Source organism: Marinobacter sp. UBA2688 (assembly GCF_002352785.1).
GTDB lineage: Bacteria > Pseudomonadota > Gammaproteobacteria > Pseudomonadales > Oleiphilaceae > Marinobacter > Marinobacter salarius.
Window position 1 is genome coordinate 400,312 of sequence record NZ_DELU01000024.1, and the last position, 24,478, is coordinate 424,789.

General features: G+C 59.1%; 23 protein-coding genes. 8 read left to right on the forward strand and 15 right to left on the reverse strand.

Going from position 1 to position 24,478, the window contains the following annotated elements:
* Positions 1-1,297 (reverse strand): ABC transporter transmembrane domain-containing protein (locus B3M52_RS14985; protein WP_286749818.1); only part of this gene is annotated, 1,297 nt, incomplete at its 3' end.
* Positions 1,298-1,415: 118 nt separating this feature from the next.
* Here B3M52_RS14985 and B3M52_RS14990 point away from each other — a divergent pair.
* Entirely contained in the window at positions 1,416-2,870 is a 1,455-nt protein-coding gene (locus B3M52_RS14990; RefSeq protein WP_036211148.1) for a hypothetical protein, read from the forward strand.
* A gap of 134 nt (positions 2,871-3,004) precedes the next feature.
* Here the strand turns inward: B3M52_RS14990 and B3M52_RS14995 are convergent, their stop codons facing one another.
* Complete coding sequence (locus B3M52_RS14995; RefSeq protein WP_075195624.1) at positions 3,005-4,453, reverse strand: rhomboid family intramembrane serine protease; 1,449 nt, start codon at positions 4,451-4,453, stop codon at positions 3,005-3,007.
* Between the two features lie 334 nt (positions 4,454-4,787).
* Here B3M52_RS14995 and B3M52_RS15000 point away from each other — a divergent pair, with 334 nt between their 5' ends.
* Positions 4,788-5,234, forward strand: a complete 447-nt coding sequence (locus tag B3M52_RS15000) for an OmpA family protein (protein ID WP_036211154.1) — start codon at positions 4,788-4,790, stop codon at positions 5,232-5,234.
* A gap of 54 nt (positions 5,235-5,288) precedes the next feature.
* Here the strand turns inward: B3M52_RS15000 and B3M52_RS15005 are convergent, their stop codons facing one another.
* From B3M52_RS15005 to B3M52_RS15025, 5 genes are all read right to left on the reverse strand, one after another.
* The gene (locus tag B3M52_RS15005) at positions 5,289-5,690 is read right to left on the reverse strand and encodes an MAPEG family protein (protein WP_036211157.1); all 402 of its coding nucleotides are present in this window, start codon (positions 5,688-5,690) and stop codon (positions 5,289-5,291) included.
* Between the two features lie 2 nt (positions 5,691-5,692).
* Positions 5,693-5,935, reverse strand: coding sequence for a GlsB/YeaQ/YmgE family stress response membrane protein (locus B3M52_RS15010; protein WP_007154902.1), 243 nt, complete (start codon positions 5,933-5,935; stop codon positions 5,693-5,695).
* Positions 5,936-6,038: 103 nt separating this feature from the next.
* Positions 6,039-6,749 carry a lysophospholipid acyltransferase family protein gene (locus B3M52_RS15015; protein ID WP_075195623.1) on the reverse strand — a complete coding sequence of 237 codons (711 nt, stop codon included), beginning with the start codon at positions 6,747-6,749 and terminating at the stop codon, positions 6,039-6,041.
* A gap of 47 nt (positions 6,750-6,796) precedes the next feature.
* A complete protein-coding gene (locus tag B3M52_RS15020) occupies positions 6,797-7,408 on the reverse strand; it encodes a class GN sortase (protein WP_036211163.1) in 612 nt (203 codons plus the stop codon).
* Positions 7,405-9,561, reverse strand: a complete 2,157-nt coding sequence (locus B3M52_RS15025; protein ID WP_075195622.1) for a marine proteobacterial sortase target protein — start codon at positions 9,559-9,561, stop codon at positions 7,405-7,407. The genes B3M52_RS15020 and B3M52_RS15025 overlap by 4 nt, the downstream gene beginning before the upstream one ends.
* Before the next feature lie 213 nt (positions 9,562-9,774).
* Here B3M52_RS15025 and pdsR point away from each other — a divergent pair, with 213 nt between their 5' ends.
* The 3 genes from pdsR to B3M52_RS15040 all read left to right on the forward strand — a co-directional run bounded on the left by pdsR (position 9,775) and on the right by B3M52_RS15040 (position 13,897).
* Positions 9,775-10,476, forward strand: coding sequence for a proteobacterial dedicated sortase system response regulator (pdsR, locus tag B3M52_RS15030; protein WP_036211169.1), 702 nt, complete (start codon positions 9,775-9,777; stop codon positions 10,474-10,476).
* 3 nt (positions 10,477-10,479) lie between these two features.
* Positions 10,480-12,504 (forward strand): ATP-binding protein, encoded by a 2,025-nt coding sequence (locus B3M52_RS15035; protein WP_075195621.1) that lies wholly within the window; start codon positions 10,480-10,482, stop codon positions 12,502-12,504.
* Positions 12,505-12,586: 82 nt separating this feature from the next.
* The gene (locus B3M52_RS15040) at positions 12,587-13,897 is read left to right on the forward strand and encodes a DUF3422 family protein (protein ID WP_075195620.1); all 1,311 of its coding nucleotides are present in this window, start codon (positions 12,587-12,589) and stop codon (positions 13,895-13,897) included.
* 8 nt (positions 13,898-13,905) lie between these two features.
* On the opposite strand, the gene B3M52_RS15045 is transcribed toward B3M52_RS15040, so the two are convergent.
* Positions 13,906-14,694, reverse strand: a complete 789-nt coding sequence (locus B3M52_RS15045; protein ID WP_075195619.1) for an ATP-binding protein — start codon at positions 14,692-14,694, stop codon at positions 13,906-13,908.
* A gap of 89 nt (positions 14,695-14,783) precedes the next feature.
* Here B3M52_RS15045 and B3M52_RS15050 point away from each other — a divergent pair, with 89 nt between their 5' ends.
* The gene (locus B3M52_RS15050) at positions 14,784-15,224 is read left to right on the forward strand and encodes a methylglyoxal synthase (RefSeq protein WP_007154894.1); all 441 of its coding nucleotides are present in this window, start codon (positions 14,784-14,786) and stop codon (positions 15,222-15,224) included.
* Here the strand turns inward: B3M52_RS15050 and B3M52_RS15055 are convergent.
* A complete protein-coding gene (locus B3M52_RS15055) occupies positions 15,217-16,041 on the reverse strand; it encodes a spermidine synthase (protein WP_258955228.1) in 825 nt (274 codons plus the stop codon). The genes B3M52_RS15050 and B3M52_RS15055 overlap by 8 nt on opposite strands.
* Positions 16,042-16,085: 44 nt before the next feature.
* On the opposite strand from B3M52_RS15055, the gene B3M52_RS15060 reads away from it, so the two are divergent.
* On the forward strand, positions 16,086-19,019 hold the full coding sequence (locus B3M52_RS15060) for a transporter substrate-binding domain-containing diguanylate cyclase (RefSeq protein ID WP_083637207.1): 2,934 nt from the start codon (positions 16,086-16,088) through the stop codon (positions 19,017-19,019).
* A 47-nt stretch (positions 19,020-19,066) separates the two neighbouring features.
* Positions 19,067-20,038 carry a cysteine synthase A gene (gene cysK / locus B3M52_RS15065; RefSeq protein ID WP_075195618.1) on the forward strand — a complete coding sequence of 324 codons (972 nt, stop codon included), beginning with the start codon at positions 19,067-19,069 and terminating at the stop codon, positions 20,036-20,038.
* Between the two features lie 73 nt (positions 20,039-20,111).
* Here cysK and B3M52_RS15070 read toward each other — a convergent pair whose 3' ends face one another.
* The 6 genes from B3M52_RS15070 to B3M52_RS15095 all read right to left on the reverse strand — a co-directional run bounded on the left by B3M52_RS15070 (position 20,112) and on the right by B3M52_RS15095 (position 24,363).
* Positions 20,112-20,690 carry a porin family protein gene (locus tag B3M52_RS15070; protein ID WP_036211188.1) on the reverse strand — a complete coding sequence of 193 codons (579 nt, stop codon included), beginning with the start codon at positions 20,688-20,690 and terminating at the stop codon, positions 20,112-20,114.
* Between the two features lie 150 nt (positions 20,691-20,840).
* Positions 20,841-21,128, reverse strand: a complete 288-nt coding sequence (locus B3M52_RS15075) for a hypothetical protein (protein ID WP_075195617.1) — start codon at positions 21,126-21,128, stop codon at positions 20,841-20,843.
* Positions 21,125-22,033, reverse strand: coding sequence for an esterase/lipase family protein (locus B3M52_RS15080; protein ID WP_075195616.1), 909 nt, complete (start codon positions 22,031-22,033; stop codon positions 21,125-21,127). The genes B3M52_RS15075 and B3M52_RS15080 overlap by 4 nt, the downstream gene beginning before the upstream one ends.
* A gap of 103 nt (positions 22,034-22,136) precedes the next feature.
* Positions 22,137-23,456 (reverse strand): glycerophosphodiester phosphodiesterase family protein, encoded by a 1,320-nt coding sequence (locus B3M52_RS15085; RefSeq protein WP_075195615.1) that lies wholly within the window; start codon positions 23,454-23,456, stop codon positions 22,137-22,139.
* A gap of 71 nt (positions 23,457-23,527) precedes the next feature.
* Entirely contained in the window at positions 23,528-24,037 is a 510-nt protein-coding gene (locus tag B3M52_RS15090) for a hypothetical protein (protein WP_075195614.1), read from the reverse strand.
* Positions 24,038-24,039: 2 nt separating this feature from the next.
* Positions 24,040-24,363, reverse strand: coding sequence for a DUF883 family protein (locus tag B3M52_RS15095; protein WP_036211199.1), 324 nt, complete (start codon positions 24,361-24,363; stop codon positions 24,040-24,042).
* Positions 24,364-24,478 lie beyond the last annotated feature (115 nt).

A 24,478-nucleotide genomic window follows, 5' to 3' on the forward strand; every position in this document is an offset into this window, starting at 1 on the left:
CCAGCAGCACCTGCCCCTGCTGCGGTGTGTACATACCCAGAATGACCTGCACAAGAGTGGATTTTCCGCCGCCACTGGCGCCCACAACCGCGACTTTCTCCCCCGGTTCAAGATGGAGGTCAATGCCCTTGAGCACGGATTCCTCACCGTAGCTGAAGTGGATGTCCTTCAGAGTCAGGCCAACGGTGTGACGATCCCTGAAGGGGTTTTCCAGCGCCGGGTAACGGGGCTCCTCCTCCAGCTCCAGCAAGCGGTTGATTCGCCCCAACGCCGCATTGGCGGCGAACCAGGCGTACTGCATATTCAGCATTTCCTGTACCGGCGTGAGCATAAACCACAGGTAGCCAAAGATGGCGAACATCATGCCGATGCTCAGGTCGCTGAACAGGACCGTCACCATCGCCGCCGCGCGGAAGGTGTCGACACCAAACTGGAACAGCGCAAAGCTGGCGCGGGTGGCGGCGTCGCTGCGCCATTCAAATTGTATGGCGTGGTCGCGAACCGTGCGGGCGCGGCTGATCAGCTGGCGCAGGTAGTGCTGTTCCCGGTTGGCCGCCCTGAGCTGGTGGATCGCGTCCAGGGTTTCCGTCAGGTCGCCCTGAAAATCCTCGTAGGCGCTATTCTCCTGGCGTTTGAGTTCCTTGACCCGTTTGCCAATGAGCATGGTGGCGAAGATCACCAGAGGATTGAACAGCAGGATCAGCAGCCCAAGTTGCCAGTGAACCCACATCAGCACGATGGCGGTTCCGGTGACGGTCAGGCTCGCCACCAGGAAACGGCTGATGGTGGTACCCAGGAACTGATCGATGGTGTCCAGGTCGGTGATGAAATGACTGGTGATGCCGCCCGAGCCACGGGTTTCGTACTCCGACATGGCCACCCGCTGCAGCCGGCCCAGCAGTCGGGAACGGATACGGAACACCACATCCTTGGAAATCTTGGAGAACTCACGGGACTGAAGCACGTTGAAGGTGAGCGACAACGACCTTAGCAGAAACGCTGCTACCACCATCAGGCCGATGTAAACCACCGGCAGGTGCCATGTTTCGGGTAGCATCGTCTGCATTACGGGCAGCACCGGGCCGGCCTCATCAAGCAGCACTTCGTCCACCAGTACCGGCAACAGCAGGGGAATAGGCACGCTGACCACCGTGGCCAGTATGGCGAGCATGTTCGCTCTCACCAGCCGCGGCTTGTGTTTGAGGGCAAGGGACAGAATACCCCGCCAGGTGTACCGGTTGTCGTTGCGACCCCTGCTGTCCGGCCCGACTGCGTTCAGATCCGCCGCCTGCTCCAAGAAACCTCCGTTAATGCGATGCCACCCACACTGGTACGCTGCAAATTCGGTGACAGTCTACCCGACCTTCTGCCATCATTGCCCCTCAAACCCTCGATGTACCAGAACCGGGCCCATTGTGAAACACGACTGCCATTACCACCCCGGCGAACCCGCAAAATGGCATTGCGGTGACTGCCAGATACACTACTGCACCCGTTGCATGCCGGATGCGGACACCCGAAAACAACACGCCTTGTGCCCCCACTGCAGCCGTGCCATGCGCTATCTCGGTGCCGCCACGGAGGCCGTGCCATTCTGGAACCGGATCGGTGCTTTCTTCCGCTACCCGTTCCACACCGATCCGCTGATGGTTATTGCCATTTGTACGCTGGTGCCCTTGGTCGTCAGCGGCAATCTCATCGGCCTGATCATCACGCTGGTGCTGGCCCTGGCACTGCTGAAGTATACCTATGCCGTTATCAGCCACACCGCCGAGGGTCATATGAAACCGCCTCCGGTAGCAGTGGCATTTACCGGCAGCGGGTTTGACATTGTGATCCTGCAGCTACTGGTGTTTGCGCTTATGGGCGGCATGGTAGCGGCCGCTGCCATGGTTGGCGGGCCGCTGTTGATGTTCCTGGCCGTGGCCTTCGTGATACTGGCCCTGCCCGCCAGCATCATGGTGCTGGCCATGGAGCGCTCGGTCATGGCCGCGGTGAACCCCATGAACCTGGCGGTGCTGATCTCGCGCATCGGCACGCCCTATTTCCTGCTGTATGGCTACCTGATCCTGCTGACCCTGGCGTCCGGGGCAGCCCAGGATTTCGCCCTCACCCACTTCGCTCCGGGTGTTGCCCGTACACTGGCGGGTTTTCTCAACAGCACCTTTACGCTGATCCTGTTCCACATGCTGGGTTACCTGCTGTTCCAGTACCAGGAGGAGCTGGGCTTTGCCAGCGATCTGCAGGATGACGAAAACGCCGGCGAAATGCAGAACCGCGACCGCACCCATCGGTTTGACGCCGACATTGACATGAATCTGAAGGACGGCAACTACGACCGGGTCCAGTCGATGCTCAAGGAAGCCCTGAAACGGGATTCCCAGAACGCCTTTCGGTTAGGGCAGTTGCATCAGCTGCTGACCGCCCGTAATGATATTCCGGAGCTGTATCGGTATCACCCCCGATTGCTGAACATGCTGGCGGAACGGAACGACGGCGAAGGTATAGCGGCGTTGTTGGCGGCTATAGAAACTGTGGAGCCAGGGTTCCGGCTGGAGGACCCCGAGCTGTCAGTGCGCTGCGCCCGTTGCCTGTATCAGCGCGGGCATTTCAAACCGGCGCTGAAGTTACTGCAGGACTTCCACAAGCGTTTCCCGGACAGCGAGGAACTGGCACCGGCCTATCTGCTGGTCGCTCAGGCGCTGGCGAACGGTCTGGGGCAGTGGGAAAAAGCGTCGGCGTTCCTGAATTTCGTCAAGAAACGCTGTCTGAACCATCCTTTGCACGAGCAGGTAGATGTGTACCTGCAGCAGGTTGAGAACCGGGAGCCATTGAAAGGCCCGAAGGCTTCTTTCGCAGTTCAGGAGTAAGGGAGTCAGGCTGATTGTTGGGGAGGCTTTTCCAAAACCGTGCGTAGCCATGGATGGCGGAGCCGAGCGTACATGGATGTATTCACAGCGTGTTTTGGAAAAGTCTCCCCAACAATCGGCCGTCCAACCGTGAGCTAGCCTTCTTGTAACAACTGCCTGTAGTGGCGAGCCTTGGGCGTCATCTCGCGCTTTTCGAACTCCTCGGCCAGCAAGCGGCAGGCTTCGCTGGCCAGGAGCTGATCACCGGCACTGCGCAGGCGTTCGAAGGCTTTCTCCGCGGCTTTCAGGTCGTCATTGCGAAGGCAGGTGAACAACACCCGGTTATGGTCCTCTGCGTCGAGCGGGGCATGGCCTTCGCCTTTGCCCAGGTATTCCTGCCAGATTTCGACCATCCGCTCGGGCTGGCGCCGGCTAAGGGACTCGTTCATCAATTCCTGAGTCCGCTCGCGGTATTGCGGCAGGTCCGGGCGCAGTTTCGCCAGCTGATATAAGTGCTCCAACAGGATAGTGCGGTCCGGGTAGTGCTCTCTCAGCGCCTCGAACTGGCGCCGGGCCAGGTCGAAATCCATGCGGCCGAGGCTGGCCATGGCCTGACTGTAGCCGGTGGTGAAACGCTCGTCCTGCTCATCTTCCTCTGGTTCGAAAAACTCTTCCTTCACCTGCAACCAGCTCTTGCCCAGCAGCCAGACCATACCCGCGCCGGCCACCAGGCCACCCGCGTGGGCCATGTAGGCAATGCCCGTGGCTCCGGCGAACCAGTAATCGTAGATTTCCTTGCCCAACCACACGGGCAGGATCGCCAACGCCGGGGCGCGAAAATAATTGAAGTACACACCAACGAAATAGAAGAAGCGGATTCTCTGCAACCCGTAGATGGCCACGTACATGCCCATGAGCCCGGAGATAGACCCGGATGCACCCACCAGGGGTATGTGACTGCCCATGGAAAACGCGGTGAACACCACACCCGACAGAGCGCCACACAACAGGTATGCCAGCAGGAAACGCCCTGCCCCCAGGGCCTTCTCGACGGTAAACCCCAACAGGAACAGGAACACCAGGTTGCCAATAATATGGCCCCAGCCGCCGTGGAGGAATTGGTAGGTAATCAGCGTGTAGAGGGAAAATTCTGCTGGCACCAGCCCCAACTGATTGGCGCTGAGCCTGTCCATCAGTTGGGTCTGAATGTCCCCCCGCTGCTCCAGCCACAGGCGGCGCTCGGCCGGCGCCCAGAGCCTGTCCCGGTTCTGCAGCATGTACTGGTAAAACTCACGGTCCGCCAGCAGGCTGTAGGCAACCCACAAGTCCCCGCCCTCTTCTTGCAGTTGCTGGAAGTTCTGCAGGTCGTAGACCCGATTCTGATTGTCTTCAAACTCAATCTGGCGCTCGAGGTAGTCCTCGTATACCGGGGCTTCCAAAGACTTCAGGTCCGATTCCAGATACTGCTCAACCGCTTCTTCAATCAGCCGGTTGTCGTCGCCCTGGTAAAAGAAGAATACCAGCAGGCAAGTCGTGATCAGCCCGAGGGTAACCCAGGGTGGGCGCTTCCAGTTCACGGTGTTTTCGGCGGGGATAATCAGCATGGGCCGTCACAATTCATCATAATTTGTCTCTTGAGAGGTGCTTTTTACCACAGCATGGCCAGTTTTTCGCGTTGTAATGAATCCTGAAGCGGTTTAGCCGGCCACGGGCAAAACAAACTGTGCGCGGCACCACAAACAGGCTACTCTGCGGTTGTCACACGATGGTCATACAAATGACATTCAATCAGGGCAGCCGCAAAGGGGCGAATCGCACGATGCTCGAAACGAGCACGGAGTATGGGTTTCGACCAATCGCCAATTGCCGTTGTCCCGGCCACAGCCAATAGTTGCCGGGACAACAAGAAAAACAGGACGTGCAACCAAGGAAACTGCCATGACTGTACTCATACTGGACAATCCGGATCTACTTGCCAGAGCGGCCATCGAATCAGGCCTGCCGATGCCCTCACTGGCATCGGACAGCACACCCCGCAAACCACACCGGCTGCGGTTCCACTACGGTTTCAACAAGCATCGACTGGATGAGCAGGACCTGACCATCCTGCGCCAGCACGCGCTCTACCTGCGACACAACCCGGGCGCTACGGTGCGAATCCATGGCCATGCCGATAATTTCGGCGTTAGTGAATACAACCATTTCCTGTCCCGCCTGCGGGCCAGCAGCGCGGCGAAAGTACTGATTCGCGAGGGCGTCAGGGAAAGCCAGATTCTGGTGAGCGGCTGGGGCAGCGATCGCCCGCTGGCGCGGCCGGAAGACCACGCCGCCAACCGCCGGCTGGAACTGGAATACGTCACCATGGAAATGGCGCGGGCGCTCTAGGAGCCCGGCCTTGCAAATAGAAGATCCGGGGGCTGCGTCGCCCCCGCAGGAGACTCAGCCGTAAACCTGGAACACGTTCCAGAGTAGCAACACGGCAATGGCGAGGATGCCAATCCAGGTCAACAGAATGCCTGCCATACGGGCAATATGGGGGCCGCCCCGGCCATTGATCATGCCGAAGGCATGCAACACACGCCCCACCACAAAGGCCATTCCGGTCCAGTACACCAGCCCGCTGGGAACACCGTTCAACTCGGCAATCGCAAGCATCACCAGCCCCAAGGGGGCGTATTCCACCAGGTTCGCCTGGGCGCGGACAGCCGCCTGGAAGTCCCGGTCGTCGGTGACACCCAGGCTCTTTTTATATTTCAGGCGGAAACGGGAAACCATTCCCGACAACACCAGCAGCAACAGCCCGAGAACGGCTGCGAAAACGGCAGAGACAGGTACGATCATGATCAGGCCTTCTTGATCGCGCTGACAACCGCCAGCAGCAACACGGCACCCACTGTGGCGGTAACCAGTTCACCAATGGCGCCCTGCGCAGCCAGGCCCAGCAGGCGGAAAACGAAACCGCCCAGAACGGACCCGACAATACCGATACCGATGTTAGCCAGTACGCCGAAGCCTCGGCCCTTCATGATCAGGCCGGCCAGCCAACCGGCCACACCACCAATAATCAGGAACAGAATCAGATTCATTGCATGCATCTCCGAGCAGCGAAACAGTCCCCGAAAGACTGCCCTGTTTTACCCGGCGCTTCAAGCACTTCCGCAGGGAGGCGGGCAGTTTCGTGGGACACGTTCAGGCGGTAGGTTCGAGGTCCGCGATGGCCGCTTCCATTTGCTGGCGGCACTGGGCCATCAACTGGGGAATATCCGCAACCGTGAGTCCTGCGGTTTCAACCGGCGGAAGCACCCGGATAGCCACCGGTTCGCGGCGGCCGGACCACCCCAGGGTACGATCATAGTACTGGCTGGCGCAGACCATGGTGATGGGCGCACCGGAGGCAATGGCGGCGTGAAAAGCCCCTTTCTTGAATGATTGCAGGCCCCGGCCGCGGCTGCGGGTACCCTCTGGAAAGACCCAGAGGCTCTTGCGGTCACGGCTGATCGCTTCGCTGGTCGCCTGCATCACCGCAACAGCCTTGTGGGAGCGTCCCCGGTTGAGGATGACATTGCCTCCGAGCCAGAACACCTGGCCAAAAAACGGGATCCATATCAGCGACGACTTGCCTACCGTGACGGTGCGGGGCGGCAGCAAATCCCCCATCACGAACAGGTCATCGTTGTGCTGGTGATTGGCAATAACGACCGTGGGCCGGTCCTGCGGCATGTTGTCGGCCCCTTCCAGAGGGCGCTCCATGCCCAGGAGCAAACGACCGACGCGGGCAATCGTTCGTGCCAGCAAGCGGTTGTTGTCCGGATTGAATGGCCGGGCGACATACAGAACCAGTGCAAACAGACAGATGACCGGCACCATCAGCCAGGCCAGCAGTTTTCTTGGCATTCCCATTAACGACAACCCTGATGCAATTTTTGGCGCACAAGTGTACGCCAAAATCAGGTTCCGGCAACAGCCTCCCGGGCCAGGGCGTTATCGGCTTTATTGGCCGTCACCAGGGGCTCGGCTGTGGCCTCCACCACATAGCGTAGCGGACCGTTGTTCTCAAGGCCATCGAAGGGATAACAGGTCACCAGCAACAGCGAATCCCTGGGCAGTTGTGCGGTATTGATTTGCTCGTGCCGGCTATCGACAACGCGAATACGGTCCACCCGGAATGAACGCCAGTCGCCATCGCGATCCTGCAACTTTACCCGGCTGCCGGTTTCCAGATGCTGTAGCCCCCGGAAATGCGTATCGCGGTGGCCCGCAATTACTACCGGGCCCGCCCGGCCGTCGTTGCCCACCACCTGCCCCGGCCCAAAGGCCAGGCTTTCACCGTGCGCGCCGTCCAGCACGATCAGTGACTGGCCGGTTTCAGGCACCATCAGGCGGGCCACTGGCCAGGTGTCTGCCCAGGGCCAGGGCCGGGTTTCCTGCTGCCGCGCCTGGCTTTCAGCCCAGGCCAGCTCCAGAAGCTCCTGCGCCACCAGGGCCTTGAACGGAATCCACAGGCCGACCGCCAGGACAGTCGCGAACGTCGTCGCCAACAGGAGAATCAATCGGTTCATGGGTATACCCTCCGCTTCAGGAGCGTGATCGCGGCCGAGAACATCAGCCCAATCAGGCCAATGGCGATCAGCAGTGGAGACATGGTTGCGGTCTGGGGGTATCGCAACATCGTGCCCTGGCTCCCGGCGGGCAGCAGTGTGGGCACGCTGTCGGTTTCCAGCGCCTCCTGAGACGGTCTGGACGGGGTTTTGTCCTGGGCCAGGAAGCTGGTGTACTTTGTCATCAACTGATGTTCCAGCCCCAAACGGATCACATGCTGGCGCGCGTCATCATCAATCTGGCCGGTCAGCCCACTGTCCATCAGGCTATCGATTTTCTGTTTTGCCCAATGACGATGCAGGCCCTTGCCGTTGGCGGCCTGTTCGAGGTTCAACGACTGTTGCCATTGACTGCCATCCGGAAGACGCCCGGAAACGTCGAGTGCGCCTTCAGCCGGCAGGCCGCGCACAACCTGCACCATGGGCTCCCCCCTGAACAGATCGCCAATTCGGTCAGGGAAGGCTTCGGTTGCAGCGGCCTGGCCCGGCCAACTCACTGCGATATCGGTCAACACCGGCGCCTCCATCTTACCGAACAGCTCGTCCAGCGGGCGGGCCACGTCCGACAGGTCACTGATGGCGGTGTAGGTACCGCGGCCATAGCGTGCAGCTTCACGCATGAAGTGCATGTTGGGGGCAGAACCGATGCCTACGGTGAACAGCCGACTGCTGCCCAGCCCATCACGAATTTTCCCGAAGAGCGCGCTTTCATTACCGACAGCTCCATCGGTAATAAACACCACCTGCCTGACCCTGGCGCGGGACTCCTCGCCACCATCACCGGTCATCTCAAGCGCGGCATCCAGAGCCGAGGCCATCTCGGTGCCACCATCGGCGTTCAGCCCTTTCACGTAACGACGTGCCCGGGCAAGGTTGTTGCCACTGGCGGGAACCGCCTCCATAAACAGTGAGTGGGTCTGACTGTTGAACTGGATAACGTTGAAACGATCATCGGCATCGAGTGTCTCCAGCCCCCGCAACAACGCCTGCCGGGCCTGACGGATGGACTCGCCAGCCATGGAACCAGAGGTGTCGATCACGAACACCAGCTCCCTTGGCAGGCGCTGTTTTCCATTGACGCCGGGCACCACTAACGCCAGCAGGTAGTCCTCACCCTGCCACTGCTCCTGGAAAACGGCGGCTGCGGGCTCCATACCCCGGGCAGGCGCCCAGCGCACGATAAGATCACGGTCCATAAGCACAGCCCGGGATTCCGGCGCCACATCCACGGTGTTGCCGTTCCAGGTACTGGTCACTCGATGACTGGGGCTCGACACACGGCTTACCGGCAGGCCTGCGTTGATTTCCAGGGCAATGGTTGCGCGATGGCTATCCGGGCCCACATCGTCGGGCCGCACCGTGAACGGGCTGATCTGGTCGGCATCCGGCACTGCCGTGGTGGGCGTCGCCCAACCACCCGACCACTGCGCCGGCTCGTTGTCCAGTGCCTGGCCAGGCATGTAGCGCGGTGTCAGCGTGGTGGGCAGGCGCAGTTCGAACTCGCCGGACTGGTAACGCACCGCCTGCTGGTAGTTGAGCTCAACCGTGATGGTTTCTCCCGGGGGGATATTCGCCATACGGGTGGTGAACAGGTTGGGCCGTTGCTGGTCTACACGGGCGACCTTACGGCCTTCCTCCTTCGCCTTGGCGTACTGGCGTTTGGCCTCCTGCTTTTCGTGAATCTCGCCGACAATCACCCGCTCGCCAGCGGTCATGGTCATGCCGTATACGTTCGCATTTTCCGGCAACGGGAACACGAACACGCCTTCCCGCCACTGCTGACTGGTATTACGGAAGCTCTGGCGCAAGCGGGTGTCGGCGATAAGACCGCTGACAGTTACGTTGTAGTCTGTGTTCAACAGGGTTGCCGAGCCCAGTCGCTGGCCGGCATCATCGACAAAATGAAACTCACCGGCGCCTTCGCGTCCGGTTTCGGAGGCCTCTGCGTACACCGGGTGTACAAACAGGAAAAGCAGCACTGCCAGCCACAGGGAAATGCCCTCCAGCCAGCGTCGCAGCCGAGGGGAGATCTTGCTCCCTGTCATACTACCGGCAATCTGCCGCCCGCCATTCGGGGCGGTTGATGAATAGGGTCCCAGGTTGGTCAACAGCATTGTTTCGCTTCCTTGTATCACTGTGGTTGAAAAAGCACGCCTGGTGGCAACTGGCGACTATTTCAGCCCATGGAAGCGGCGATCCGGTGCCACAATCTGGCGATCCGGCGATGAAAAAATGATGAATTGTGGCAAACCCTCTGCTTTACCTTGTTCTGGCCACAGGCCATGGTTAAATAGGAACCCGTACAAACAGGGGAATGGTTGCAGGCTATGAAGCGACACATCGTGCTGATTGAAGATGAACCCGCCATCCGGGAAAACTACCGTGACGCGTTCGAGCGCCGGGGATACCGGGTGTCTGCCTATGGTGACCGCAACAGTGCCTTCCAGGTATTGCGCACCGCCCTGCCGGACCTGGCCATCATCGACGTGGGACTGGGCGATGAACCCGAAGGCGGCTTTACCCTGTGCCAGGACCTGCGCAGCCTGTCCAAAACCCTGCCGATCATTTTCCTGACCGCCCGCGACAGCGACATCGATTCCGTTCACGGCCTGCGGCTGGGTGCCGATGACTATGTCACCAAGGACATGAGCATGGACCACCTGCTGGCCCGGGTTACCGCTCTGCTGCGCAGGGCAGATGCCTGGGCCGAGGCCCTGAAGCAACCGGATGAAGTGGTGCACCGTGGCCGCCTGGCATTAAACGTGGACCGCATGACGGCAGAATGGAATGACCAGCCCATCGACCTGACCGTCACCGAATTCTGGATGCTGCATTCCCTGGTTCAGCACCCGGGCCACGTTCGCAGCCGCGACCAACTGATGGAAGCCGCCAGCACGGTACTGGACGACAATACGGTGACCTCACACATCAAACGTATACGCCGCAAGTTCCTGCAGATCGACGACGCCTTCGATGGCATTCACACCGCCTACGGCATGGGTTACCGCTGGAACGCCCATGAGGCCTGAGTTTTGACCCTTAAGCGCCAACTCTTCATTGCCAGCCTGCTGATGCTGCTGATTCCCTGGGCGGGCCTGCAGTTCGTGCTGGAGCTGGACCAGGCCCTGCGTGACCAGGCCGCTCGTCAATTGCAGAGCCAGGCCGGACGCACGGCCGGTTTTGCAGCGGAACAACTTGCCGAGACCCCAACGGTTGCTGCGGGTACCAACGTTATCTACGCCGACCTCCTGTCCCGCAGCCCGAATCTGGATGGCTACGGCGACGACTGGCCCGGATATGATGAGGAAGAATCCCGGCAGCAGTGGCAAGGCACACAACAGGCCATCAACAAAGACAGACCCGAGTTATCCTGGCAGGCAGCCGTCGATCAAACCCATCTCTACCTCCTGATTCGTGTCAGCGGCAGAACCGCTGACTTCTTCAACCCCGGCAAACCCCGCCAACCCCATGACCAGATCCAACTCCAGGTTATCGGTGATAAGCAGACGACGCAGCGCCTGATCCGAACCCAGGCGCCAGGGGCCATCAATGCGATTGACCCGGAGCGCGAAGGGGCAACCGACTATCGCATCAGCGGCTACTGGCAGGCGGTCAGCAACGGCTACCAGGCTGAATTGAGAATGCCGCGTCCGGCACCCTCGTCCCGCCTTGGTTTCCAGGTGACATGGCCTATGGAAAAGCCGGTAGCCACCGGTGATGGGCGCGTCTCTGCTGGCCCCACCTCAGCGCACATCGTCACCCGAATGCCACAACTCGAAAACCGACTTGCGGCCATGATCGCTCCGGGCCAGGGCACCTGGGTTCTGGAGCCTGACGGCTGGGTGATTGCTCGCCAGACACGCGACTCCGAAACCGACGAGGCCGAATTCGACAGCCTCAGCCCACTGCAGATCCTGGAACGCATCAGCCTGAACGGCCTGCGGGCACTGGTGAGCTTCTACCAGCCCGAGCCTTCACAACTGAATGCGCAAACCCATCGCATGGACGCCGGGGAACTGCCATCACAGGGGCTGGTTCGTCACCGGGACGGCGACACCTACATGCTGGTGAAACAATCATTGGGCGATGGCCGGATGCTGGTGCTGGAAGAATCACTGGACCAATTGCTGGCGTTGTCCGGCAGCACCCTTGGTTCGGTCATTTCCCGCAGCGTGTTATTGATCATCGGCCTGATGCTGGTTCTGCTGGGTTACGCCAGTTGGCTGTCCTGGCGCATTACCCGACTGCAGCGGGCGGTCAGCGCCAGCATTGACGACGACGGCCGCGTGTTGGGCACGCTGCCACCCGCAAAAGCGAAGGACGAACTGGGCGACCTGTCACGGCAATTCAGCCAAATGGTGGACCGCCTTCAGGGCTACACAGACTATCTGGAGAGCTTCTCCCGACGCCTGTCCCACGAACTGAAAACCCCCGTGGCGGTGGTACGTTCTTCCCTGGAGAATCTGGGGCAAACCACAGACCCGGCTGATCAGGCCAGTTACATCGAACGAGCCCGCTCCGCCACGGATCGTCTCAGCCAGATACTACAAGGGATGAGCGAGGCAGCCCGGCTGGAGCAAAGCTTTGACCACGCCGAAAAGGAAACCTTTGACCTGGCCGAAGTCGCCTCCCAGACCACCCTCGCCTATCAGGAACTGGACCCCGACCACCGTATTCACTACATCGGACCGGCCAACGGTTGTCTATGCCACGGTTCCCCGGAATTGCTGGTGCAGCTTCTGGACAAGCTGGTGGACAATGCCCGGGATTTCACACCAGAGCAGGGAAACATTGAAATACGGCTGACGCAGAACGCCCGACAACTGGAACTGAGCGTGTTCAATGAAGGTTCCGCTCTGCCGGAGAACCTCGCCAGTGACATTTTCAGCCCCTTCGTGTCCGTGCGAACCGGCCATCAGGAAGGACACCTGGGCCAGGGCCTGTTGATCGTCAGGTTGATTGCCGAGCACCACAACGGCCAGGTGATGGCCAGCGATGATACCGGTGGCGTGCGTTTTACAGTGCTTTTGCCGTCCCGCCCGCGACCAGAGTCGTAAGCCACAAGTCGTCTTTCGGAACGACCCGCGAGCCTTTATTGTTCCGTTGTAGGCCCCTCAATCGTCGTCAAAGGACCAAGCCTTGAACCCGCCGCTCACACAGCTGGATCTGCACCCTCTTCGGGCAGAGCTCTACAACGAGCTCCATTCCCGCCCGTTCCACGTGCTGCCATGCCCGGCACAGGTTACCCACATCGCCCTGATAACCACCCCGGAGCAGCGGGCCGACCAGTTCCGCCACTGGCAGGACCTGCATATCATGCTGGGGCAACCCGAGCCGCGGGAGGACGTCAGCTGCTACGAGGCCACCTTTGGCTCCCTGCGTATCCGGCGTGAAATGCACATGGAGTTTGCCTCCTACACGTTTATTAATCTGGGTATTGGGGACGACCATCAGCCCTTCCAGGATACCGGCATCTCGTCGCTGCCCAAGGGATGGCTCGAGAAGCTCACCGGCACCGTTGTGGCCGCCTTCCATATTGACCTGCAGCAAGCCTCAAACGGCCCGGAAACCGACCTGGCGCAAATCCGCCACTGGTTCGAGGGAGAACGACTGGTGGGCAGCAGCCCCTGGGAAGGGAAGGCCCGGGTGTGGGGCACCTTCAGGCTCCATAGTGATGGGTTTGGGCGCTTCATGGTTCTCAACCGGGACATGTCCGACAGCCAGCTCGGCCGGCTGACCCAACGCCTGATGGAAATCGAAACCTATCGCCTGATGTCATTGCTGTCGCTGCCACTGGCACGGGAGATGACACCCTCGCTGAACGACATGGACCAGCAACTGGCGGTGATAACCCAGTCCCTGGCGGACAACCAGGGCATCGACGAACGTGAGGTATTGGCGGATCTGACCAACATTGCGGCCCGCATCGAAGCCTTCCGCGCCCATGCCACCTTTCGCTTCTCGGCGACACGGGCCTATCACCAGCTGGTGCTGACCCGCCTGGAAGAGCTGCGGGAAGATGAGCTGTCGGGACACCTCACCATCACCGAGTTCATGACCCGGCGGCTGACACCGGCGGTGGAAACCTGCGAATCGGTGAAGGAACGCCTGGAGGACCTGTCGCGCAGAGTGGACCGGGCCTCGGACATGGTGCGTACACGGGTGGAGCTGGCCATCCAGAGCCAGAACCAACAGTTGTTGAGCTCCATGGACCGGCGCTCAAAAATCCAGTTGATGATGCAGCACACAGTGGAAGGGTTTTCCGTGGTGGTCATCAGCTACTACCTGCTGGCACTGCTGAAGCTGGCGCTGGAGTCCGCCGATGACGCCGGATTCGACGTCAACACCTCAATGGTTCTGGGCATTGCCATACCGGTTGTGCTGGGCCTGGTGTTCATCGGCGTGCGGATGATTCACCACCGGTTCATCAGGCTGGCGCGGCGACAGTAACCAGTTGCCTACTGGCCAAAGGCATCCGGGTCGCCGGCAAACTGGCGGTAGAACTGCTGCGCCGTGCGGCCGTTACGGGCACCCCGGCTGGTGGCAAAGCGAATGGCCTCAAGATGCAACGCCTCCCGATCACTCACTTGGGGGAACAGAGCATCGATGGCCTGCAGGTATACATCCTGGGGAAAACCATAGAACGACAACTGCAGCCCAAACCGGTCCGCCAGGGATACCTGCTCCTCGATGGCCTCCGCCGGATGGAGTTCGCCGCCGCGCATCTCGCTTTTCAGGTTATCGTCCATGAATTCCGGCATCAGGTGCCGGCGGTTGGAGGTGGCGTACACCCTGACATTTTCGGGCGGCAGCTCGAGCGAGCCTTCCAGCACACTTTTCAACGCCTTGTAACCAGACTCACCCACTTCAAACGATAGATCATCGCAGAAGATCACGAAGCGCCAGGGCAATTCAGCGATGTCGTCGACGATCTCCGGCAGGTTCACCAGATCGTCCTTGTCCACCTCGATCATCCGCAGCCCCTGCTCCCGATACCGGTTAAGCAGCGCCTTGATCAGCGATGATTTGCCGGTGCCCCGGGCTCCCCAGAGCAGCGTATTGTTCGAGGGTTCACCGGCCAGGAAGCGCTCGGTGTTGCGGGCCAGGGCTGTCTGCTGTCGCTCGATGCCGGTCAGGTCGGCCCAACCCACCGGGTCGAGCCGCCGAATGGCCCGCAGTCCCTGACGGTGGCGGCGCCACACGGCGGCGGGCGTCTCTGCCCAGTTGATGGCGTGATCTGTCGACATAACACCTATTTCCTGTTCCGCGTTTATCACGAATATGAAACACTGGAGCCCTATACCGGACACACCCCAAAAAGGAGACTTTACCGCAAATGGCCGTTAAATCCGTCGCTCTGGTCGCCCACGACAACAAAAAGAGAGAACTGGTGGACTGGGTCGCCGACAACCAGACACGCTTTGCCTCCCTCCGACTCTACGCCTCCGGCACCACTGGCCGGTTGCTCAAGGAAAACCTGGGCCGGGACGACATCCATTGCCTGCTCAGTGGCCCGCTCGGAGGCGACCAGCAAATTGGCGCCAAGATCGCGGAAGGGGAAATTGACCTGCTGGTGTTCTTCTGGGACCCGCTGGAACCCCAGCCACACGACCCGGACATCAAGGCCCTGCTACGCATTGCTGCATTGTGGAACATTCCCGTCGCCTGCAACCGGGCCACCGCAGAGTTCATCCTGACATCCGCCTATATGACGGATGACCAGCACCAACCGCAAAGGCCGGATTTTTCGAGTTACACCGGCCGTTCCGTTAACTGAGAGGCTTTCTGGCCAGGAACACCGTGTTGGTGGACTCCCGATTCTGGAACGGGTTGTAGAACGACACCACCTTCGCATCCACATCCGTGAACAGAGTTCGCAACACGTCCATGAACGGCTCGTCCGGCGGGTCGTTGGACCACATGGCGAAAACGCCGCCAGGGCGCAGGTGAGCCGCCATTCTGCCTAAGCTTTCAGCATTGTAGAAGCTGGCATTGGACTCGTTCAGGAGGGACCTGGGGGAGTGGTCAATGTCCAACAGGATGGCGTCAAACACCCTGCCCGGGGTTTCGGTATCGAAACCGGATTCCGATACCGCCAGATCGAAGAAACTGCCCAACACATAGCGACAACGCGGGTCGGCATTCAACACTTTACCCAACGGAACCTTTTCCTGCTGATGCCAGTGGATGACGGTGTCTAGGGCATCCACGACCAGCAGCTCGCTCACGCGCTCATGTTTGAGGGCCGCTTCCGCGGTGTAGCCCAGCCCCAGGCCGCCGACCACCACCTTCAGCTGTTCGCCCTCGACGGCGTTCAGGCCCAGGTCCGCCAGGGCTACTTCCGCGTCCACAAACATGCTGGACATGAGAAACTCTTCACCCAGCTTCACCTCATAGATATCCCGGTCACCCAGCGCCGGAATGCGACGGCGGCGAAGCGTGATCTCTCCCAATGATGAGGGTTGGCTGTCGATCTGTTCAAACAAAAGGCCCATGGTCGTTCCCATAACGTACTGAGGTGGCGACATCCTACCATCACGCACCAGCAATCGCAGGCCACGAATCACCTCGTCATTGGGCAAATAACCCGCCAACGACTACACTCACAGTTAATCACCACAGAATTGTGAATCACCCGATGAGCGCTGTAATTGCCTGGCAAAGGCCATCTCTGATCACACTGCTTGCTAGCATTTTCGGTGTACTGGCGCTCACCTTCCTATCGATGCCTGCCTGGCCCTCTGTAAAAGAACCCATCTCCGTTGGCATTGTGGCCGACAACAAACCTTACACGTCCATGGCGGGCCGCACAGCCTCCGGCTTCTCTATCGATATAGTCCGGGAGGTGGCTAGCCAGTCAGGATTGGACATTGAGTTTCGGGCAGGCAGTTGGCCCGAAGTGTTCGGTGCATTCCAGCGCGGCGACATCGACGTTATCGAAGGAATTTCATACAACGACGGCCGCGCCAGAACCATACAGTTTACCGAGCCGTACCACATTCGCCAGATGCATCTGATGCATGACCCAGCCAACCCGCTCAAAGACATTGATTCCCCGGGATCCCTCAATGACTACCGTATTGGCGTTGTGCGTGACGCCTATTTCCGCGATGCACTTGAAACGGCGGGCTTGTCGCTCGTCACCTACGATTCCATTCCCGGCCTGGTCCGGGCACTGGCCTTTGGCTGGGTGGACGGCATCATCGGTCCTGAACTGACCCTGAACTACTACGCTAACGAGGCCGGCTTCCGGTTTTTGGAGATTGCTGGCCCCGCACCGTTGGGAGAATGGTCGAAAGAAGACTTTCGACTTGGCGTTCTGAAATCAAACGATGAGTTGTTTGACGTGGTCAGCAGCGGCCTGGCTGCCATTCCCGATAAGCGCATTGAGGAACTGTTCAAGCGGTGGCAGGAATACGGCGGGACCAGCATTGCTGAATCGTCGGGTTTTACCCTGAGTGATGCCCATCAGCACTACATCAGTGAGGTCGGCCCGGTACGGGTGGGCTTTATGAGTGACTATGCGCCCTTCAGCTTTCACGACGCAGACGCGTTGCAAGGACTGTCCGTTGACGTGCTGAACCGGATATCGGATCTGACCGGCCTGCAAATCGTACCGGTGCCCGGGCAATGGTCGGAACTGTACCCCCGGTTTATGGACCGTGACATTGATATCATGGCCAATATCTCGAAAACCGACGAACGCGAAGCGTTCATACGGTTCACCCGGCCCTACCATACCATTCCCAACGTCGCCTTCACTCTGGATAAGAATCTGGCATTCAGCTCACCAGCAGACTTGCAGGGACTGAAGGTCGCTATTGGTTCAGGTATTTACTACGAGGGACCCCTTCGTGAGGCATTGGGCGACAATGTGTTCGCTTTCACCTCCCAGCAGGCCATGTTCCGGGCTCTGGCTGAGGGCTCCGTCGATGTTGCCTTGGCAGCCCTGCCAAACGGAAACTACTGGGTGAGGGAGCTTCGCATTGCCGGAGTGAATATTGCCGGCGAAATGACCCTTGATGGCATGCCGGGAGAAGACCTGCGCTTTGGCGTGCGTCCCGCTCTTGAGCCGCTCGCCTCTATAATGGACGCCGCATTGGAGGCCATCAGCCCAACGGAAATGCGCACTATCGAGAATCGCTGGCTTGGCGCTTCCGCCCGTCGTAACCGGACACCGGCCACCGGCCCGTTAACGTTCTCCGATGCCGAACAGGCCTGGCTGGCCGACCGCAACCGACAACTGACCATCTGCGTAGACCCTGACTGGCTGCCACTGGAGGGCCTCAGCGAAAACGATAAACACCTCGGTATTTCCGCCGACATCTTCGCCCTGTTTGCGAATCGTTCCAACATCACATTCACCCCTCTTCCCGTAGACAGCTGGTCCGAGTCCATAGAGGCAGTCAAAAACCGACACTGCGACATGCTTTCCATGGCCATGGAAACACCGGAGCGGCTTGAATACCTGAATTTCACAAAACCCTATATCCAGATTCCCAGCGTGCTTCTGGGACGTGTGGAAGCCCCCTACATCAATACACTGGACGACATGGGGGACCGACCGGTCGGCGTGGTTAAGGACTACGCTTTTCTGGAACTGCTGAAGACAACCAATCCCGGCCTCAATCTGGTGGAAGTGCCCAGCGAAAAAACCGGACTGCGCATGGTTCAGGAACGGAAGCTGGCGGGGTACCTTGGCACTCTGTCCACCGCCAGCTACAACATGCAGGAGCTGGGTTTGGCAGACCTGAAAGTGCTCGGGCGGATTCCCGCAGACTGGACCCTGGGAGTCGCCACCCGGAATGACCAGCCCGAACTCTTCAACATCATGCAAAAATTGGTGTCCAGCCTGACGGAAGCGGAGCTTAAAACCATTGAACAACAATGGGCAGGACTCAAACTGGAACAGACCGTCGACTACACCCTGGTATTCCAGCTCATCATGGGTGCCGTGGTGCTCTTGGGGTTGCTGTTCTATTGGAACCGCAAACTCGGGCGCCTGAATCATGAACTCGCTGCGGCCAATGACCGCCTTGCGCATCTCAGCGTAACAGACGACCTGACTCAGATCGGCAATCGCAGCTATTTCGACCGTGAGTTCAGCAAGAGCTTCCATTGGTGTCAACGACACGGAGCCGGCTTTGCCGTGGCGATGGTGGACGCGGACCATTTCAAGGAAATCAACGACACCTACGGCCACGACGCGGGCGACCGTTGTCTGGTGGCGCTGGCAGATACCATGCGCTCTCACTTTCGGCGTGACACAGACCGCCTTACCCGGTTCGGCGGTGAGGAGTTTGTGATGTTCACCAGCTTCAGCGACCGTGATGAGCTGGTTTCGCGGCTGGAAGCATTCCGCGAGGGTCTGGCGGGGCTAACCACCTGCTGCGACGACGAACAGATCCGCTTTACTGTAAGCATCGGCCTGGCCACTGGCACACCCGGCAAGGACACGGTGCCGGCAGAATTCCTTCGGCTGGCAGACAAGGCGCTGTATCTCGCCAAGCAAAACGGCCGCAACCGCCTGGAAGCTCTGACCACTGAAGATCAGGCAGCCAGACGGGGCTAGCTGATGCTATCCTTTTGCGACAGGGAAAACGCAAAGGAGACGACACCATGGCTAAGATCTACGAAGACAACTCGCTGTCGATCGGCAATACCCCGCTGGTCAAGCTTAATCGGGTCAACGAAGGGGCCACCATCTGGGCCAAGATTGAAGGGCGCAACCCGGCCTATTCCGTGAAGTGCCGGATCGGTTCCGCCATGATCTGGGATGCGGAAAAGCGTGGCGCTCTCAAACCCGGCATGACGATCGTCGAGCCCACCAGCGGTAACACTGGCATCGCGCTGGCTTTCGTCGCTGCTGCGAGAGGCTACAAGCTGAAACTGACCATGCCGTCATCCATGAGCCTGGAGCGCCGCAAAGTACTGAAGGCCATGGGGGCGGAACTGGTGCTTACGGAGCCGGCGAAGGGCATGAAAGGCGCCATCGCCAAGGCCGAAGAGATCGTTGCTGAAGACCCGGACAACTGCTTCATGCCACAGCAGTTCGAGAACCCGGCCAACCCCCGCATCCACGAGGACACCACCGGGCCCGAAATCTGGAACGATACCGACGGTGCCATCGACATCTTCGTGTCCGGGGTTGGTACCGGCGGCACCCTGACCGGCGTAACCCGTTACATCCGCAATACCAAAGGCAAGGCCATCACCACCGTTGCCGTGGAGCCGGAAGACTCGCCAATCATCACTCAGGCCCGCGGCGGTCAGGACCAAACACCAGCACCCCACAAGATCCAGGGCATTGGCGCCGGCTTCATTCCGGGCAACCTGGACATGGACCTGGTGGACCGGGTGGAAAAAGTCAGCAATCAGGACGCCATGGACATGGCGCACCGGTTGATGCAGGAGGAAGGCATCCTCTGTGGTATTTCCTGTGGTGCAGCGGTTGTGGCTGCGGTCAGAATCGGAAAGCTGCCGGAATTCAAGGGCAAGAATATCGTGGTGGTTCTGCCGGATTCCGCCGAGCGCTACCTGTCATCAGCGCTGTTCGCAGAGCGGTTTGGCGAGCTGGAAAACGTTCAGTAATACGGTAGGTATTGCAGAGAAGCTGATAAAAAGCCCGGGGCCAGAACCGCCCCGGGTTTTTCAGGTACTTACGTTAGAACTGGAAACGCATACCAACACGACCGGTATCGAAGTCCGGCCCGTCATTGGTGACCTGGCCATTGAAGTCGTCTTCGTCGATATCAACGTTGTAGCGGTTGTATTCCGCAAACGCCGTCAACTGTTCGGTGACCCGGAAATCAACACCGGCACCGACAAATGGATTGACCTCATCGTAGGTCTCACTTTCGTCAAACGCGTCTACATCGAACGACGAAGCAAATGCGCCAGCCTTAGCATAAACACCAAAGGTATCTGTCAAAGGCAGCCGCCCGATCAGGCCAAGGGAAGTACCCTTCAACTTGCCATCGACGTCATCGTCGCCAAAGTTGCCGAAATCAATGTACTCGGCTTCCAGGGCGAAGAACTGGTTGAACTGGTAGCCCAGCCCCACGCCGAACAGATCGTTTTCATCATCAAACTCGCCACCATGGGCTTTGTAGCCACCATAACTGCCGCTCAGATATACACCGGAGCTGTCGCGATCGGTGTTGTCCTGGGCTGATACAACCGGGGCGGCCAGCATGGCCGAGGCCAGAACCGTTACATAGGCAAAACCGGATTTATAGCTCATATCGCATCCATCCTTCTGAGTTCGGAAATGATTGATTTCCTGTTGGATTAACCGGTAAAGCGTCATACCGATTACCTGAACTCAGGCTACCTACAAATCGGCGGGATGTGGGTTAAATGCACAATACGGTCTGTTCACCTCATTTTCATGTTAGTTAATGTCAGCCTTGCAACTTTTCGGCGCATTGACGTATTTCACGGATGCTTCAAGACTGGCAGCCGCCAGCGAAACGCTGCGATAGGAGAGACGGGAAATGCCGTGGTGGATGGAGCGAACAGCCTCACTCCAGGGCCGGGCAATCGGCACCCGTTGCAGAATATTGAAGGTTTCATCCGCAATCGACAGATGAATACGCTCCACTTTGAGAGCGCCGTGATTGAGGCCACTGGCTGTTATATCGGCAACGCCAGCCCACCAATTGCGATTATGTTCGCTCATAACAGCCACTCCTTCAGTTGGCTGGCCACATCCGGGTGATGGGCCAGACGGATATGGTCAACGCCGGGGAAGCTGGCGACACCACTGAGTGTCCAGCCCCTCCGCTCATGGCCACGAGCACTGGATTCATGCACCAGCGCATCTCCAAACAGGGCGTTGATCGGATGTTGACGGGATCGCGCCAGCAGGCCACAGACAACGTAATGCCGGGTTCCGGGTAGCAGAGGAGGTTCGCCCTCATTCCCATGAACAACCTCCCCGCGGGACAGATTGCGAATACCCTCACTGCGCAGATCGATCACCTCACCCACCACGCGCAGGTAATCCCGTGGTGCCCGGTTCATCAGGTCGGCTGTGGCCTTCGCGCCTTTTGCCAGCCAGGAACCATCGTGTGGCGAACCGATGTAGACACAGTCGGTGAGTTTCTCAACCCAGCGGTGAGCTAGATACTGACCATGATGGCAGGCACTGCGAATCAGCAACCCGCCCATACTGTGGCCCATCAGAATAATTCGCTCAACTGGCACCGGCCAACGGCGGATCAGGGTTTCCAGAAGCTCGGCAAGGTCTTCGCCATTGCGATAAATCGGTCGGCCGGTGTTGTAGCGAAGGGTAAGCGGTGTGATGGAGCGCCCTTCGTCAGCCAGCAGGGACCCGTAGTGAGACTCAGCTTGCCCCGGAAGGTCCCAAACCGTCTCCAGTTCCATCAAACCATGTATGGACAGGCACAGTGTCGAACCGGGCGACTCCACTGCGGGTGCCGATAAGTCAATGGGCGAGCGCCCGTGGAAGAACTCCATGGGCACCGCCAAAGGGTTGTTTCGCGCCTCAAGCCAGTCCCCAAGGAACCCGCTGAGGATGGCCGAGGCGTGTCTTTGCCACACCGGACTGGTGTCTGTATCCATGCACAACCGCTACCGTTTGATGAGTTATCACCAGTCTACTCCGATAACGGCATTAACGATTGGCTGAATTTTCACCAGTTTACGGCGTCGAGGCAACTGACCTTCAATGGCCCCGGCCGGCAAGCCCCATGCAGTTGGCGTAGAAAGTGGTGGTGGCCGGCCAGTCCGAGAAGATACCAATCACCCCAACCTCCCGGGCCAGCACGTCAATCACATTGAACACGTCGCCGTCGTTATTGATGGCGTCGGTGATGGTCTGGTGATACCAACCCCCGCCATTGGCCAACGGACCACTACGCTCGACCGTCCAGGCGATCATATCCAGCCCCGCTGCCTTGGCGTTTTCAGCGTAGTCCGACGGCACGATCTGCTGGTGGCCATCCAGGGTCAACATTTTCCACAATGCGGGGGCCAGGATATTCACGCCTTGCGCAGACAGGCTTTCCATCCACGCCAGGGAGGAATTCTCCGGTGTCAGCGGCTCCTGATCCAGAAACACAGCCTGTCGTCCAAACCGCGGCGTTTCATTGACCCAGAACAGTACATCATCCAGCAGGAACGACTGCGGCCAGACATCCCTCGGGTTCACGCCGGCTTCAACGTAATCCTGAATCATCTGGCGGGCGTAATCTTCCTGGCTGTAGTCGCCCTCATAGGGCATCTCAACCACCGGCGTTTTCAGTTCCGGCGTGAACTTCACACCCAGTCGTTTAAAGAGTTCGATGCTCTCTTTATGGGTCAACAGGGTGCCGCGACTGCTGTAAAGCTCCGTGCGCCAGTCTGCCGTGCCTTCCAGGTACTCCTCCGGCGTGGTTGCCATGGGGTTGAAGGCGTCCATCTTGCCTTCCAGTGACTTGAACTCCTCCAGCGTGATATCGCTGGTGCGGCATTCTGCCTGCGCCTCAGTGCCACTTGCCGGGTCCGCCGGGACAAACGGCTGCGTACACTTGGCGTTCAGTTCCGGAATCGTCACGATGTTGGTGGTGGTATGGAGATCATTCTGTGCGTGACGGCAAACCAGCTCCCGATCCTTGGTAAAGGCAACATCGCACTCCAGGATGCCAGCACCCATCTGGGCAGCCGCAACATAGGATTCAAGCGTGTGTTCCGGGAACTGCAACGGCGCACCCCGATGGCCGATGGAGAAATCCGTAGGACGGATTTTGTCGGCGCGGCAGGACTGGAGCCGGTCTTTCAGGCGCCCCTCATCCATGTCTTCCACCAGCCAGAACGGGCGCGGCCCCAGATGGACTTCGCGTTTACCCCGGTGATGCCTGTCCTTCAGATCCGGCCACTTGTCGTGCCATTTTTCAAGGCCTGGCGGAGTCCAACGATCCTCCTTGCCATGCCAATCCGGTGCCGCATGGGCGGCAGAGAATAGAGGCATCAGTAATGCCATAACCAGTAACGTGCGTAACTTCATAACAAGCTCCCTGTGCAATGAATGGTACTGCACGGCTATTGTCGGCGCGGGGGGTTACGCTCAGGTGACGATCATGTGACTGGCGCGTCCGTGCCACTTTCCCGTGAGTCCGTTTTGTCTTTGTCTCGGGCCTGCTCGGCCTCAGCTTCCTTCATCAGGACCATGCCGCCCTGCAACAGCAGTGACTTCAGGCGAGGATCACCCTGCTCCACCACACCAAGAGTAAATGCCGCAAACACCGCTTCCAGTGGATTGTTGCGGACAAGGTCTCTGATGGCATCGATTGGTGACGTGGAAGGCTGGTCATCACCCTCACCGGCGGCACTGGCGGTTTTCTTGGACGTAGCCGGACGTGTCATTCGATAGAAAAACAACGCCAGCAACAACAGGCAGGACATGCCCGTCACCGCCATGGCGCCGGCCTCCCCCATCACGGGCGATAAAGCCAGCATGGCGGCATTGACGAGCATGTAAAAACCGGTAATCAACAGGGCGACCAGCAACACAAAGGCCAGCATAAAACCTATGATGGCCGCGACTGCCTTGCGCAAGACGCCCTGTAACCAGGCGGAATCGGGCATGATCAGCGGTCCAGCAACCGGCCAACCAACAAGCCTGCGAGGAACATGAGCACAACACTCAGGAACGGCCGCTCCTCGATTTTGTGCTCAACATCGTGCACCGCTTTACTGCTCGCATCCCGGGCACGGTTGAAGGCCTCATCACCGCGTTGCCGGACCTGATCAAAGGCCTCACGGCTTTCCCGGCGAATTTCATCACGAAGGCTGCTGATATTGCTCTTTTGCCCATCAGCAACGGCTTTGGTGAGCTTGGAGAGATCTTCGCGAAGTTGCTGCAAATCTTGCCTGACCTGCTCGTACTCGTTCTGACTGGATTTCGCTTCCATTTGTTGCCTCCTTATCAGTATGTCGTACTGCTATTTCGGCTTTCGGTAACGATTCACATTGTCCACTGACTACCGGCATCAGGGTTGCCCTGACAGAGCTGGCATTCAGCAACCA